At 53.3% G+C, this 15,969-nt stretch carries 10 protein-coding genes; 7 read left to right on the top strand and 3 right to left on the bottom strand.

The window, feature by feature from the left end; translation table 11 throughout:
• Positions 1–164 precede the first annotated feature (164 nt).
• Positions 165–2,630 carry an outer membrane beta-barrel family protein gene (locus BD749_RS05040; protein ID WP_101443253.1) on the top strand — a complete coding sequence of 822 codons (2,466 nt, stop codon included), beginning with the start codon at positions 165–167 and terminating at the stop codon, positions 2,628–2,630.
• Between the two features lie 106 nt (positions 2,631–2,736).
• Complete coding sequence (locus BD749_RS05035; protein ID WP_101443252.1) at positions 2,737–3,462, top strand: Mut7-C RNAse domain-containing protein; 726 nt, start codon at positions 2,737–2,739, stop codon at positions 3,460–3,462.
• Positions 3,463–3,535: 73 nt separating this feature from the next.
• Here BD749_RS05035 and BD749_RS05030 read toward each other — a convergent pair whose 3' ends face one another.
• Complete coding sequence (locus tag BD749_RS05030; RefSeq protein ID WP_101443251.1) at positions 3,536–4,609, bottom strand: 3-oxoacyl-ACP synthase III family protein; 1,074 nt, start codon at positions 4,607–4,609, stop codon at positions 3,536–3,538.
• Positions 4,610–4,773: 164 nt separating this feature from the next.
• Positions 4,774–5,424, bottom strand: coding sequence for a CatA-like O-acetyltransferase (locus BD749_RS05025; protein WP_101443250.1), 651 nt, complete (start codon positions 5,422–5,424; stop codon positions 4,774–4,776).
• Positions 5,425–5,592: 168 nt separating this feature from the next.
• Here BD749_RS05025 and BD749_RS05020 point away from each other — a divergent pair, with 168 nt between their 5' ends.
• The 5 genes from BD749_RS05020 to BD749_RS05000 all read left to right on the top strand — a co-directional run bounded on the left by BD749_RS05020 (position 5,593) and on the right by BD749_RS05000 (position 15,032).
• Entirely contained in the window at positions 5,593–6,219 is a 627-nt protein-coding gene (locus BD749_RS05020) for an OB-fold-containig protein (RefSeq protein WP_180336316.1), read from the top strand.
• A gap of 5 nt (positions 6,220–6,224) precedes the next feature.
• Positions 6,225–8,360 carry a flotillin family protein gene (locus tag BD749_RS05015; protein WP_101443248.1) on the top strand — a complete coding sequence of 712 codons (2,136 nt, stop codon included), beginning with the start codon at positions 6,225–6,227 and terminating at the stop codon, positions 8,358–8,360.
• Between the two features lie 81 nt (positions 8,361–8,441).
• Positions 8,442–8,924, top strand: a complete 483-nt coding sequence (locus BD749_RS05010; protein WP_101443247.1) for a DUF2321 domain-containing protein — start codon at positions 8,442–8,444, stop codon at positions 8,922–8,924.
• Between the two features lie 135 nt (positions 8,925–9,059).
• The gene (locus tag BD749_RS05005; RefSeq protein ID WP_101443246.1) at positions 9,060–14,027 is read left to right on the top strand and encodes a DNA repair ATPase; all 4,968 of its coding nucleotides are present in this window, start codon (positions 9,060–9,062) and stop codon (positions 14,025–14,027) included.
• Positions 14,028–14,192: 165 nt separating this feature from the next.
• Positions 14,193–15,032, top strand: a complete 840-nt coding sequence (locus tag BD749_RS05000) for an MBL fold metallo-hydrolase (protein ID WP_101443245.1) — start codon at positions 14,193–14,195, stop codon at positions 15,030–15,032.
• Here the strand turns inward: BD749_RS05000 and hflC are convergent.
• Positions 15,029–15,967, bottom strand: coding sequence for a protease modulator HflC (gene hflC / locus BD749_RS04995; RefSeq protein WP_101443244.1), 939 nt, complete (start codon positions 15,965–15,967; stop codon positions 15,029–15,031). The genes BD749_RS05000 and hflC overlap by 4 nt on opposite strands.
• Between the last annotated feature and the right edge of the window lie 2 nt (positions 15,968–15,969).

Genomic DNA, 15,969 nt, shown 5'->3' with positions numbered 1-15,969 from the left:
CCTTAGGTGTCCGGAATTATAAAAAGGTGTTCATTATCAGACACTTTTGAATTAGCTATAGCTATCATTTTTATTATAACTATCTGAAAATCAATAATTTATTTATGTGGCATGCATTTAGGATAAACAAAACGGAAACTATGAAAAATTAATACGAAGCGCACATGAAAAATTCTCTAACTCACCAGTCTTCATGCAGCAAGCTATACCTGCTGTTACCTTTCTTCTTCTTTTTCTGCACCACTGTGTCGGCACAGCAGGCAACCATCGCGGGCAAGGTGCTGGAGACAGCCGATAAGCCGCTGGGCTATGCCAACGTGCTCCTGCTCAAAGCCGCCGATTCTTCTCTGGTAAAAGGCACCCTGTCGGATGAAAGCGGTGCCTTTTTGTTTGAAGGTATAGCCGTAGGCAGGTATAAAGTGGTAGCCAGCATGGTGGGCCTGGGCAAATCGAAAGCGATGGAGGCGAACGTGACTTCAGAAGCTGAAGCGCTGAAACTGAGTCCCATTCTGATGAGCCAGTCCGCCACAGCACTGAAAGAGGTGGTGATTGAAGCGCAGAAGCCGTTTATAGAGCAGCACCTCGACAAAACAGTGCTGAATGTGGAGAACAGCATTGTGTCGGCGGGCAACACAGCGCTGGAAGTACTCGAAAAAGCGCCGGGAGTGGTGATCGACCAGAACGACAACATCAGCATGCGCGGCCGCCAGGGCGTGATTGTGATGGTAGACGGAAAGCCGGTGCCCATGTCAGGCTCCGAACTGGCCAATATGCTGCGCGGCATGTCGGCCAACAGTGTGGAGAAGATCGAGCTGATCACCAATCCCTCGGCCAAATACGACGCGGCTGGTAACTCTGGCATCATCGACATCCGCCTGAAGCGCGACAAAAGCCTGGGCACCAACGGCACCTTCAGCGCCTCTTACGGTCAGGGCCGCTTTGCCAAGTCGAACCAGGGCGTGCAGCTGAACCACCGCACCAAAAAGTTTAATTTCTTCGGCAGCTACAATTATGTGCTGCGCAAAGATTATAACGACCTGGATATTTACCGCCGCTTCCTGGACGAAAACGGCGCCTTCATAGGAGCCTACGATCAGCAGAACCGGTTTGACTTTACCATGAACAACCACAGCGGCCGGGTGGGGGCCGATTACTTCCTGTCGCCTAAAACAGTGCTGGGCGTGGTGGCCAGTGGCTTTGCTTCGGACCTGGACCGCGGTACTAATAACCGCTCCGCCGTGATCAACGCGGCTGGACAGACAGAGTCTTCTTTCGTGACGGGCGCCGATGTGGAACACGGTCGCCGTAACCAAGCCTACAACTTCAACCTGAAGCACACGCTCGACAGCCTGGGCCGCGAAATATCCGCCGACCTCGACTACATTGCTTACCGCAACACCGACGAGCAGAACTTCACCACCAATTACTACAACCTGAGCAACGAGCAGATCCGCGACCCTTACCTATTGTATGGTACGCTGGATGGCGAACTCACCATCCGGTCTGCCCGCGCCGACTACCGACAGCCGCTGCGTGCCATCGGAGGCAATTTTGAGGCAGGCCTGAAAAGCAGCCTGGTGAAAGCAGACAACGACCTGGCCTTTTTCGACCGCAGCAACGGCGGCAACGTGCCGGACACCGACAAGAGCAACCATTTTCTGTATGACGAGAACATCAATGCAGCCTATGTGAATGCGAACAAAAAGTGGTCGAAAACCGGGCTGCAACTGGGGCTACGACTGGAGAACACCATCGCCAAGGGCAGACAGCTGACCGACGGCCAGAAATTTGACCGCAACTATACCCAGTTGTTCCCGAGTGCCGCTGTAAACTATAGCCTCAACAAGAAGCACGACCTGGGTGTGTCGGTGAGCCGCCGCATCAACCGTCCGTCCTACAACCAACTCAACCCCTTCAAGAACTTCCTCGACCCGAGCACTTACGCAGCAGGCAACCCTTTCCTGAAACCCGAGCTTTCCTACTCCTTCGAACTCACCCATACCTTCGATCAGCGTTTCATCACCAAGCTGAGCTACAGCCGCACCACCGATGTGATGGTGCAGGTGCTCTCGCCAGCCGAGGAAGGTGAGAAACTGGTGGTGCAGACCTTCCGTAACCTGGCCTCGCTCGACTACTATGGCCTGACCCTGACAGCGCCCTTCTCGATCGGCAACTGGTTCAACAGCGTGAACAACGCGACCTTCTACTACGGGCACTACAAAGGCTACGTGGCCGATACCGACCTGAGCAACGGCATCCCGACCTTTAACCTGAACTCGAACAACACGATCAAGCTGCCAAACGACTGGTCGGCGGAACTGGTGGGGGTTTACCGCAGCCGCGAGGTATACGGCTTCCTGGAAGTGGACCCGCTGTGGTTTATGTCGATGGGGGTGCAGAAACAGTTCTGGGACCGAAAAGCGAGTGTAAAACTGAACGTGTCGGATGTGTTCTTTACAAATAAAGTAAACGGCTACACCGCCCTGGCCCGGTACGAAGAGAACTTCTTCCAGCGCCGCGACACGCAGGTGGCCACCCTCAGCTTCAACTACCGTTTCGGGCAGGCGCAGTCTGGTCCGTCGCGCCGCCGCACAGGCAGTGCCGAGGAAGAAACAAGAAGAGCAAACTAAACGACAATACTGTAAAGACTGGTTTTTGTTAATTGTTAAACCGCCCGGGCCTTGTCCGGGCGGTTTTGCTTTGAGGGCCGTATACCTTTGCTATACCTTGTACCTCATGCCCCTCATTGCCCATTTCCAATTTCACGGCTCCCTAAATGATTTCCTGCGTCCACGCCAGCGCAACACGAACATCATATATACCTTTGCAGTGCACCAATCAGTGAAAGACATGATCGAAGCCAACGGGGTGCCATACCTGGAAGTGCGGAAGGTGCTGGTGAACGGGCAGCAGGTTGGGGCCACATACCGCCTGCAGCCGGAGGACAGGGTGGCGGTATACCCCTACGATGGAAGAGAAGAAGAACTGCTGGCAGGTATAGCAGAGCGACGCTTTGTGCTGGACGTGCACTTGGGCACACTCGCCCACCACCTGCGCATGCTGGGTTTTGACACGGTATACCAAAACGACCTGCACGACCCGGCACTGGTGCAAATTGCCAGTACCGAGCAGCGCATCCTGCTGACGCGGGACGTGGACCTGCTCAAAAACAAGGCTATACCTGCCGGGTATTGGCTGCGCTCACAGCACACCAAGGAGCAGCTGACAGAGGTGATCCGCCGCTTCCGGCTGATTGACTGGCTCCGGCCATTTACCCGCTGTATGGTGTGTAACGGGGAGATCAAAGCGGTTTCAAAAGAGGCTGTGCAGGAGCAGCTGCCGCCTAAAACTCGGCTATACTTTGAAGATTTTTACCAGTGCAGGGATTGTAAAAGGGTGTACTGGAAGGGCTCGCACTATGAGCGCATGCAGGTGTCGATTCAACAAATAAAAACTTATTGAGCTGCAGCTACCCGTGTAAGAAAAAGGCCCCGACAATGGTTACGGGGCCTTTGGGTTTGATATCAATCTGGGGCTATACCCTGTAGCAGATGGCATTGATGTTCATGCCAGCCCCTACGGATGCAAACAAAATAATGTCGCCAGTGTTTAGTTCGTGCTGCTCATCTTTGCCTTTGCTTACAATGTCATACAGCGTGGGCACCGTAGCCACGGAGCTGTTACCCAGGTAGTGGATGCTCATCGGCATGATATCCTCCGGAATGTCGCGACGGCCGTAGAGTTTGTACAGCGCCTGGATCATGCCCTCGTCCATTTTCTCGTTGGCCTGGTGAATGAATACTTTTTTGAGGTCTTTGATGTCCACGCCGCACATGTCCAGGCACGCCTTCATGGCTTCAGGCACGAGTGTAATGGCGTATTCGTATACCTTGCGGCCCTTCATTTTGATGTAGCGCACACGCGGGTCGCCGTCCGGCATGTAGGACTTGTTCATGTTGATGTAATAAGCCTCCTCCACGCTGTGGCTGCGGGCGCAGCTGGCCAGCATGCCACTGCCGTCTTCACGAACTTCTTTGTATTCCACCACCGAGGCACCGGCCCCATCGCTGAAGATCATGCTGTCGCGGTCATAGGGGTCGATGACGCGGGAGAGGGTTTCAGCCCCGATCACGAGCGCCTTTCGGGCCATACCTGCCTTAAAAAAAGCGTCGGCCTGGATCATGCCCTGCACCCAGCCCGGACAGCCAAACAGAATGTCGTAAGCCACACAGTTAGGGCTCTTAATTTTGAGGTTGTGCTTCACGCGACTGGCCAGTGCGGGCACAGCATCCGACTGAATGGTGCCCTCGATCACGTTGCCGAAGTTGTGGGCCACAATGATCATGTCGAGCGTTTCGGGGTCGATGCCGCTGTCGCGTATAGCCTCTTCAGCGGCCAGGGTGGCGATGTCGGAAGTGGTAAGGTGTGGGGCCACGTAGCGGCGCTCGGCTATACCTGTTATCTTCTTAAACTTCTCGACGACCACATTCGGACAAACCCCGATCGGGACGTTCTGTTCCGTGTAAAAATCGTGAGAGGTAAAATCCTGGTTGGTCTTTACTTCAGTCGGGATATAACTGCCCGTGCCAGTGATAACGGATCGCCACATATTGGTAGGTTGAAAGGTGAAGAAATTTCAGGCAGGGACAGGCCCCTACAGCTACACAATATATTGATTACCACTATATAGGGCAAGAGAAATCCATCGAAAATGTTTAAACATTATAGCACTTTGTACCGATGTCAGGTATAGCGCAACAAATACGTGGAATTCTACAAGGTATAGCCTTGGATCACCCGGCCGAGTTCCTCCAAAAACAAATGCATGTGATAACCGTCGGCCAGCGCATGGTGCAGGCCGATGCTGATCGGCAGGTATACCTGCTCGCCGCGCATCTCCAGTTTACCATAGCCGATCTTCGGCACGCCCGGGTCTTCCTGACAAATGGAGAAAGCATGTTCCATCCCTCTGAAAGTAAACCAGGGCAGGGTAGTCATGTGCAGCAGATCTATCCCCTGATGGCCGTTGAAGAGTTTGGGGCTTTTCTTTACCTCCGCAATGATGCGGGCACCCTCGGCGCAGAAGTCGGCCAGGTTTTCAACAAAAGGAAAGTGGGTGAAAGCGATCTGCTTATTATCCTTTAAGATCGTGGTGGACATATCGAGCCCGCTGAATTTAACTACCTGCCCGTTTTGGATGCGGAGCAGGAAGCTTTCGGTGTTGCGTGCAGCCTGTGTGGTGGCATGCATATAGGCCAATGATATCGAAAGTCCGTGCTGTTTGCAGTAGCGGTAGAGGGGGGTGAGGTCTACTTCGGTGTGTACATTGAAAAAAGGCTGGGTGAAAGTGCTGAAAAAGCGGAAGGTCTCTTCGCGCTCCCATCCTTCGATAGGGATGATTTCTTTGTTGTAACGGTCTTGCATGTATATAAGGCAACGCTTAGTCGCCTGTCTGTTTGTCATCTAAAACGCAAAGATAATTGAACGTGGTAATTTCTTCTTTTTTAGGGCTAGGAATCAGGAAAGTGTATGTATTGTTATGAATATTCTATTATATTTATAGCACAATACACACTATACCTGCTTTTGCCTATGAACGAACTTTTACAAGCTGCTTTTTCCGGCGTCAACATCATCCCAACGGCACTGCTCGTCTTTGTGCTGCTGTACTGGCTGGCGGTGATCTTCGGCTTTCTGGACCTCGACTTCTTCGATGTGGAGGTGGAGCCGGAAGTGGATGCTGACGGGGTGTCATCGCTGACCTGGCTCAATTCCGTGCTGGCCTTTTTCAACCTGGGCAAGGTGCCTTTTATGGTGTTTCTGTCCTTTCTGGCCCTGCCGTTCTGGGTAATTTCTATCCTGCTCAACTACTATTTCAACAACGACTATGCGCTACTGGGGCTGCTATACCTTGTCCCGTCTTTCTTTGCGGCGCTGTTCGTTTCCAAAATCCTGACAACCCCATTTGTGAGGCTTTTTGCCGCGCTCGAAAAAGAGCACGAATCGGCCGCCAACATCATCGGGCAGGTATGCACCGTGCTCTTACCAGCCAGCAGCTCCGAAATGGGACAAGCCGCTGTAAAGACAACAGGTGCGCCGCTGCTGCTCAATGTCAGAACCACGCATGGCTCCGCCGTGCAGAAAGGCGAGACGGCACTGGTGCTCGAGTACAATGCTGAAAACAAATTTTACCTTATAGAACCTTACCAAACCATTTAATTCCCATGTTAGAATCTTTATCCTGGTCTATCGTCGCTATTCTGGCGGTAGTCGCCATTGGCTTTATTGCCATCGTTATCAAAATGTACCAGAAGGCCATCCAGGGCGAGGCCATGGTGCGCACCGGTCTGGGCGATACGAAAGTGTCGTTCTCAGGTATATTCGTCGTACCAGTTATCCATAAACTGGAAGTGATGGACATCACCCTCAAAACCATCGTGATTTCCCGTACTGGTTCGGAAGGTCTGATCTGTAAAGACAACCTGCGTGCCGACATCAAGGTGAACTTCTTTTTGCGCGTAAACAAAACGCCGGAAGACGTGATACAGGTGGCGCAATCCATTGGCTGTAAGCGTGCCTCTGACCACTCGGCACTCGAAAGCCTGTTCGATGCGAAGTTTTCGGAAGCGCTGAAAACCGTGGGTAAGCATTTCGATTTCGTGGAGCTCTACAACAGCCGCGATGACTTCAAGCGCCAGATCATCCAAACGATCGGCACCGACCTGAACGGCTACATCCTGGACGACTGCGCCATCGATTACCTGGAGCAGACCCCGATCCAGAACCTGAACGAGAACAACATCCTCGACGCCGAGGGTATCAAGAAGATCATCGACCTGACGGCGAAGCAGAAAGTGCAGGCCAACCTGATCGAGCGCGAGAAGCAGAAGACGATAAAGAAGCAGGACGTAGAAGCGCAGGAAACCATCCTGGAGCTCGAAAAGCAACTGGCTGAAAACGAGGAAAAGCAGAAGCGCGAGATTGCCAACATCAAATCGCGTGAGTTCGCCGAGATGGAGAAAGTGCGCCACGAAGAGCGCCTGAAAGCAGAGAAAGCCCGCATTGCGACCGACGAGGAAGTGAAGATCGCGGAGCAGAACAAAGACCGCCAGATCCTGGTGGCAGAGCGCAGCAAGCAGCGTACCGACGCCATCGAAACGGAACGAGTGGAGCAAGCAAGATTGCTCGAGGAGAACGAGAAAGAGCGTATTGTAGCACTGGCGCAGATCGAGAAAGAAAAAGCCATTGAAGAAGAGCGCAAAAACATTCAGGGCATCATCCGCGAGCGTGTGACCGTGGAGAAAGCCGTGGTGGAAGAAGAAGAGAAAATCAAGGACACCAAGGCATTTGCGGAGGCAGAGCGTACCAAAGCAGTGGCGATCAAGAACGCGGAGAAAGAAGCGGAAGAGTCGCTGGTGAAAGAGATCAAGAGCGCTGAGGCGGCCCGTCAGGCGGCGGAGTTCCGAGCCAAGCAAATGCTGATCGACGCGGAAGCGGAGCAGGTGTCTTCGAATAACCGTGCACAGGCCATCAAGACCATGGCCGAGGCTGAGGCGGCACAGGCTGCAGCCATTGGCTTGTCAGAAGCGCAGGTGATGGAAGCCAAAGCCCATGCCCGTCAGAAAGAGGGAGAGGCCGAGGCGCTGGTGATCAAAGCCAAGGCCAATGCACAGGCCGAAGCCGACGAAAAACTAGGTATGGTAACCGCCAAAGTGACCAAAGAGAAAGGTATAGCCGAGGCGACTGTGGTGGAGAACATGGCATCAGCCGAAGAGAAGCGCGGTCTGGCAGAGGCCCGCGTGATTGGAGAGAAGTTCACCGTAGATGCCAAAGGTATAGAAGAGAAAGCCGAAGCCATGCGCAAACTTGATGGCGTGGGCAAAGAGCACGAGGAGTTCAAGCTGCGTCTGGAGAAAGACAAGGCCATCGAACTGGCCCAAATCAACATCCAGAAAGACATTGCCGGTGCACAGGCCGAGGTAATTTCCGAAGCCCTGAAAGCCGCGAAGATCGACATCGTGGGTGGCGAGACCATGTTCTTCGACCAGATCGTGGGCTCCATCACCAAAGGCAAGCAGGTGGACCGACTGGTAAGCAACAGCGAAGTGCTGCACACCGTGAAGGAGACGTTCTTCCAGCCAAACGGCAACGGCCACGTGGACTTCCGCGAGAACCTGCAGCGCTTTGTGAGTCAGTTCGGCATGAATACCGAAGACGTGCGCAACCTGAGCGTATCGGCTCTCTTGCTGAAGATGATGCAAAACAGCGCTGACGAAAGCACGCTCAATACCCTGAAGCAGTTGACTAGCACAGCCACGGCTATGGGGATTGCGGATAAGCCGTACATTTCTTTGAATTAACCTCACCCCAATCCCCTCTTCTGTAAAAAGGAGAGGGGCTTTTTTCTCACGTGTAAAACTGCATAGTAAAACTCCTGCAAAATGAATTACTACGATGTAGCACAAATCTGTCTAAATGGTCATGTTGTAACTTCTATGGCGCAATCATCACCTAATTTTCAGCAAAAATTTTGTAATGAATGTGGCGAGAAAACGACAATGACTTGTCAATCTTGTGATACTGCAATCAAAGGTTTTTACCACGTTACTGGAGTTATAGGTTTTTATGACTATGAAAAACCGAAATTCTGTGAAAATTGTGGGTCTGCATATACATGGACAGAGCGACAACAGAATGCTGCAAATGAGTTAATCGATTTTAGCGAAAAGCTTTCAGAGACTGAAAAAGAAGATTTTAAAGCAAGTGTAAACGCTGTCATTAGAAACTCTGCGAACAGTAATGTTGCTCAACTTAAGTTTAAAAAATACATATCGAGTGCTGGCAGTGAAATAGCTAAAGGCATGCGAGATATTTTCGTAGATGTAGTAAGTGAATCTGTGAGAAAGTCAATTTGGGGTAACTGAGCCTAGACAAGTTCCGCTTATGCTCAGTACTTAATTTTCATTACGCAAGCCACTAGTACAAAATAAGCCGTGAAAACAATTGGCTTTGACCAAAGCCAAAAACTTACCATCATTAATTCTTAATCCTCCACCTACATGGAAGATACCAATACCGCCACTACCACAGCTGCCGAAAACGTGCAGTTGGAGGGGGGCACTTATGAAATCTTACGGAACCGTCTGCAGAAAAGCGGGACCGAACTACGTGCGCAACTGGAGCAGCTGAACCAGGAGCGGAAGAGCGTGTTCGGGGCGATCGAGACGAAGCTGATCACGACCGAGCGCATTACCACCGAGAACAACTGCGTGCCTTGGGACATGGTGCCCGTGGGCTATACCTTGCTTTTTGGCTACAACGTATACCTTGGCCTGAAGTCGGAGGTGGAGCTGTCGGATGTGTTCGGCGTCTATACCTACGAGGGCCACAGCTTCCACCAGCAGCCGCTCGATTTGCTGCAGGACAAGACCTTTCAGGACGACTTTCAGAAGCTATACAAATACTACAAGAACACCCAGTTCGTCAAGTTTGCGCACATCGGCAACTACCTGTACATGGTGTTCCGGGTGGGCAAGGGCGTTAACGATATCAAGACCTTTAAGTGGTTGCTCAAAGGCGACACGATCACCTACATCGACAACCGCAGCGACCACGAGTATGTGTTCCCGAACCAGCACGACTTCAGCTGGAAGCGCACCACCCGCGAGGCGCAGCGCAAAGGCAAGCACCCGCACGTGTCCATTGAGGACAAGGTGTTTGTGGAGACGGTCGGCGGTGACCTCACCATTAAGGTGGAAGACAACACCGATTCCGGTCGCGGCATTTACTCGGAAGAGGTAGACGACAAAGACCAGACGCTCGACGACTCGGAGATCTACTACGCCGTGGTGGGCAACATCATTGTCCTGAAGATACGTCCCTACCGGGAGAACAATTACCGCTACTTCGTCTACAATGTGAAGCTGCAGGAGGCCCGCCGCATCGATGCGCTGGAGCACAGTTGTGTGCTGTTGCCGGACGGACAGGGCATCATCTACGCCTATGGCTACTACCTGCAGACCGGCGAGTTCAAGCAATTCGACAACAACCTGCAGGACATGCTGTTTGAGAAGCGCATTGCGTCCCCGAACGGCGAGGATTTCCTGTATGTGTTCTACAACAAGGAGTCGGGCATTTACCAGTTGCTGTCCTATAACCTGATCACGCAGCAGATCGAAACACCGATTCTTTGCCATGGCTACGCCATTTACGAGAACGGCGAGCTGTGCTATTTCCGGGCCGACGAAGAGGCGCAGAAGCACCACGCCATCCAGATCTGGCAGACGCCTTACATCGGGCCGAACTTTGTGATACCGGTTACGCAGGAGTCCTACCTATACAAGATCGGCAACAAGGACATTGTGCGGGCCATGGCCGAGAGCAACGAGGTGCTGTCCCTCTTGCACAAAGACGATTCCTACGCCAACCTATACCTGGACCTGATCAAGAAGACCACCGATGTGCTGGACTCTTACCACTGGCTGAACCGTGCGGAAACCTATAATCTGGCGGCTCCGATTGCGGCGATCCGGCAGACGGCCACGGCGGCGGTAGAGGAGTACGAAAAGGTGCTCAGCATCAAGAAAAACACGCAGGCGCAGATAGGTCAGGTGCTGGGGCAGGCCGACGCGCTGATCCAGACGCTGAAGCACAAAAAGGCCGAAAGCATCAACGACTATGTGAAGTACCTAGCCGACCTGCGGGGTATACGCGGAGAGGTGATTTCGCTCAAAGAGCTGCGCTATACCGACCTTCCGACCATTGAAAAATACGAAGCGCAGCTGCAGCAATTTGCGCAGGATACCGCCAACGGAGCCGTTGAATTCCTGTTGCAGCCGAACGCGCTGGCGCCTTACGAGAAGAAGGTAAAGGAGATCAACACCGCCATTGAAGGTATAGCCAAAGTGGTGGAAGCGGACGCAACCGACAAGGAAATTGCGGCGGTTTCGGCGGAGCTGGAAATGCTGATCGATGTGGTGAGCAACCTCAAGATCGAAGACGCTACCCAGACCACCCGCATCATCGATACCATCTCGGCCATTTACGCCACCTTCAACCAGACAAAAGCCACCCTGCGTCGTAAGCGCAAAGAGCTCCTGAGTCAGGAAGGCAAGGCCGAATTCAACTCCCAGATCAAGCTGATCAGCCAGAGTGTGGTGAACTACCTCGACGTGTCGGACTCCCCGCAGAAGTGCGAGGAGTACCTGGCCAAGCTAATGGTGCAGCTGGAAGAGCTCGAAGGCCGTTTCCCGGATTTTGACGAGTTCATTGAGCAGCTCACCGTAAAGCGGGAAGAGATCTACAGCGCCTTTGAATCGAAGAAGGTGCAGCTGCAGGAGGCGCAGAACAAACGCGCCAATAGCCTGCAACAAGCAGCAGACCGCATCCTGAAAGCCGTGCAGAACCGTGCTGGCAAACTGACTTCGGTGAGTGAGATCAACGGCTACTTTGCCTCCGACCTGATGATCGAGAAGGTGCGAAGCACGGTAGAGGAATTGCTCAAGATCGGCGACACGGTAAAAGCTGACACCATCCAGAGTCGCCTCAAAACCCTGAAAGAAGATGCCGTGCGCCAGCTCAAGGACAAACAGGAGCTGTTCGTGGACGGGGCCAACATCCTGAAGTTCGGCAAGCACCAGTTCACGGTCAACACCCAGCCGCTGGAGCTGAGCGTGGTGCACCGCGACGACGCCATGTACTACCACCTCACGGGCACCAGCTTTTTCGAGAAGATCACCGATGACCAGTTTCTGAGCTACCGTTCGGTATGGGAGCAGACGCTGGTGTCGGAGAACCACCAGGTATACCGCGCCGAGTACCTCGCCTTTAAAGTGCTGGAAGCGGCACAGGAAAAAGGTATAGCAAGTCAGCAATCGGAGAACAGCCTGCACTACCTGACCATAGACGAACTGCATAAACTGACGGAAGCCGAGCTGACCGACTACGTGAACAAGTTCATGGCTGTGCGCTTCAACGAGGGCTACATGAAAGGCGTGCACGACCACGATGCAGCCTTGATCTTGTCCGCCCTGATCCGCCTGATCAAAACAGCCGACTTGCTGCGCTATACCTCCATCGACAGAGCCTGTGCGCAGCTGTATTGGCAGGTGTTTGCGCCCGAGTCGAATAAGAAAACGCTTACGCACCAGCTCAAAGGAATCAGCGCCATCCTGCAAGTCTTCCCCGACACGCACGAGTTTGACGACGTTAAAGCGGGTCTGCAGCAGGAGCTCTATACCTTTCAGCAGGAGACCGGCCTGTGCAAAGCAGCCAGTGCAGCGGAGGCAGGCGAGTACCTGTTTTACGAGCTCACCCGCGGTAACCATTTTGTGATCGACAGTCAGGCCGATGTGTTGTACGATGGCTTCAAGCATTTCCTGACGGAGCGAAAGGTGCTGGATCGTTTTGAAGAATCGGTAAAGGCGCTGGAGGAGAACGTGGGCCACCAGTTCGAGCTGATCCAGCATTGGCTGAAAGCCTACATCGCGCAGGCGGGGCAGCACGACAAAGCCGAGTATGTGGCTGAAGTCGCAACCTTGATCTTGACCGATAGCTACAGTCCGCTGCAGGTGGTGCACACGGTCCTGAAAGAGAATCTGCAAGGCATGCAGGGCGCCCACCAGCAGGTACAGGGACAAAGCTACCAGCTGCACTACCACCAGTTCCTGCACCGTCTCCGTGACTATACCTCCAGCACAGCTACCGCGTTCACAGCTTTCACGGAGCTCAAAAAGAACCTGACGCAGCAGGCCGAGCAGGCATTGCGTCTGAACGAATTCAAGCCGCGGGTGCTCTCGTCGTTTGTGCGCAACAAACTGATCGATCAGGTATACCTGCCGCTGATCGGCGCCAACCTGGCCAAGCAAATCGGCACGGCAGGGGAGACAAAGCGCACTGACCTGATGGGTATGTTGCTTTTGCTCTCACCTCCAGGCTACGGTAAGACGACCATCATGGAGTACATCGCCAACCGCCTAGGCATTATCTTCATGAAGATCAATGGTCCGGCTATCGGGCACCAGGTGACGGCGCTGGACCCGAAAGAGGCTCCCAACGCCGCTGCCCGCGAAGAGCTCGAGAAGCTGAACCTGTCCTTCGAGATGGGCGACAACGTGATGATCTACCTCGACGACATCCAGCACTGTAATCCGGAGTTTCTGCAGAAGTTCATCTCCCTTTGCGACGCCCAGCGCAAGATCGAAGGCGTATACAAAGGCCGCAGCAAAACCTATGACTTCCGGGGCAAGAAGGTATGCGTGGTGATGGCCGGTAACCCTTACACCGAGACAGGGGAGAAGTTCCGCATTCCGGACATGCTCGCCAACCGCGCCGACATTTACAACCTCGGCGACATCATCGGCGACACAGAAGACGTGTTCAAGCTGAGCTACATCGAAAACTCCCTCACCTCCAACACTGTGCTGGCCAAGCTGGCGGCGAAGAGTCAGAAAGACATTTATGCGCTTATCCAGCTGGCCGAAACCGGCAACAGCGAAGGGCTGGAGTTCGAGGGCAATCATTCGGCCGCTGAACTGAACGAGTATGTGCTGGTGCTGAAGAAATTGCTCAGGATTCAGGACGTGATCCTGAAAGTGAACCTGGAGTATATCCGCTCGGCGGCACAGGCAGACGAATACCGCACCGAGCCGGCCTTCAAGCTGCAGGGCTCTTACCGCAACATGAACAAGCTGGCCGAAAAGGTCATGCCAATCATGAACGACCAGGAACTGCAGACGCTGATCCTGTCGCACTACGAAGCCGAGTCGCAGACGCTCACCTCCGGCGCCGAAGCCAACATGCTCAAGTTCAAGCAGCTCATCGGCATCATGACCGAGGCCGAGGCCCAGCGCTGGGAAGACATCAAAGCCACTTTCGTGCGCAACAACAAGCTCAAAGGCTTCGGCGGCAACAACCAGGTAGGGCAGGTGCTCTCGGAGATGGAGAATATCTCCGGCGGACTGGCAGGTATACGGGATGTGCTGAGTCAGTTTAAACCGAGTAGGCTGGAGGCAGCGGAGGAGTTATAGGTATAGCCAGTTTAAAACAAAAGCCCCAGCAGGTATAAACTGCTGGGGCTTTTATATTTACCTAACTGTAGCTTTCATCATTGTGTTTTATAATCCAAGGGCCGGAATCTTTTTACCCTTTATCAGGTTGACTTATCTCCGGATAAGCCCGACCTTTGTACCTCTATGTCTTTAGCCATTACCTCCCTTAACTCCGGCAGCAACGGAAACTGTTACTACATCGGCAACGAGCACGAAGCTGTGCTGGTAGATGCTGGTATTTCCTGTCGCGAAACGGAAACGCGTATGCGCCGTTTGGGCCTGTCCATGCGCAAGGTAAAGGCTATTTTCGTGTCACACGAGCACTCCGACCATATCAAAGGTATACCGGTGTTAGCTAGAAAGTACAAATTACCCGTTTATATAACACCCGATACCCTATACCGCTCCCGCATGGATTTGAGTGGGGTGGAGGTGCTGTCGTTTACAGGCTATGAGCCGGTGCAGGTTGGCGGGTTGAGTGTAACAGGCTTCCCGAAATTTCATGACGCAGCTGACCCGCATAGTTTTGTGGTGGAAGGCAATGGTGTGAGGATTGGAGTGTTTACCGACATAGGCGCGCCTTGCGACCATGTGATCCGCCATTTCGAGCAGTGCCATGCGGCTTTCCTGGAAACGAATTACGATGACGGTATGCTGGAGCAGAGTTATTACCCTTATTACCTCAAGCGACGCATCAGCGGCAACCATGGGCACCTGTCCAACAAGCAGGCGCTAGAGCTGTTTGTGGCGCACAAACCGGCCTTCATGAGCCATGTGTTCTTGTCGCACCTTTCCAAAGACAACAACTGTCCGAAGCATGTGAAGAGCCTCTTCGATGTCTGTGCAGATGGAACAGAAGTGGTAGTTGCCTCCAGGTTCGAAGAGACAGCCGTCTACCACATCAGCAATCAAGGAAGTGTTTTTGAGCGAACCCTTTCTGTAGCGGATATCACGCCGACAGGGGAGCAGCTGTCGCTGTTTTAGTTTGCCCGCTTCAAATACTTATACAGCTCCGAATCGGTCGACAACACCACGTTCGTTTTCTCATCAAACGACTTTTCCAGCGTTTCCATAGAGCGGAGGAAACCGTAAAGCTCTCGCGCTTGTGCGTTGCGGTTGTAGGCCGAGGCGTAGATGGAGGTGGCTTGTGCGTCGGCTTTACCACGGATCACTTCGGCTTCGCGGGTGGCCTGGGAGGTGATCTGGGCCAGGTCGCGCTCCTTATTACCCTGTATCTTGCGGGCCTCGCCCTGGCCTTCGGAGCGGAACTGGTCGGCGATGCGGTTACGCTCACTGATCATACGGTCATACACCCGGTTGCGCACTTCGTCCACGTAGTTCATGCGCTTGAAACGGAAATCCAGGATCTGCACGCCTAAATCAGAGGTGCGTTCGTTGGCACGTTTCAGGATCAGCGCCTCTATTTTGTCACGTCCTACAGAGATCTTCTCCAGATTCTCCAGGTCTTCCATAATTTCATCCGACACTTCAGGCTCGCGGTTAGTGGAGCGCACGATATCCAGCAGGTCGTGGCTGGCGATGGCGTTGCGGGTTTCGCCGTCCAGTATATCGTCGAGGCGTGACTGGCCTGAGCGCTCGTCGCGCAGTCGAATGAAGAACTGTAGCGGATTAGTGATCTGCCAGCGGGCATAGGAATCTACAAAGATGAACTTTTTGTCCTTGGTAGGCACCTGGTTGGCGTCGCCGTCCCACTCGAGGTAGCGCTTGTCGAAAAACTGTACCTTCTGGATGATCGGGATCTTAAAGTGCAGGCCCGGCTGGGTACGCGGTTCGCCGACTGGTTTACCGAACTGCGTAACAATGGCCTGCTTCGTTTCGTCGAGCACAAACACGCTGGTGAAAAGCAGTGTAAGGAGCAGTACAGCGGCTATGAGCGAAAGTATTTTAGGAGTGTTCACAG

It is taken from the genome of Pontibacter ramchanderi, assembly GCF_002846395.1.
Lineage (GTDB): Bacteria > Bacteroidota > Bacteroidia > Cytophagales > Hymenobacteraceae > Pontibacter > Pontibacter ramchanderi.
Note: the sequence above shows the minus strand (reverse complement) of the source record. Positions and strands in the feature narration are given on the sequence as shown.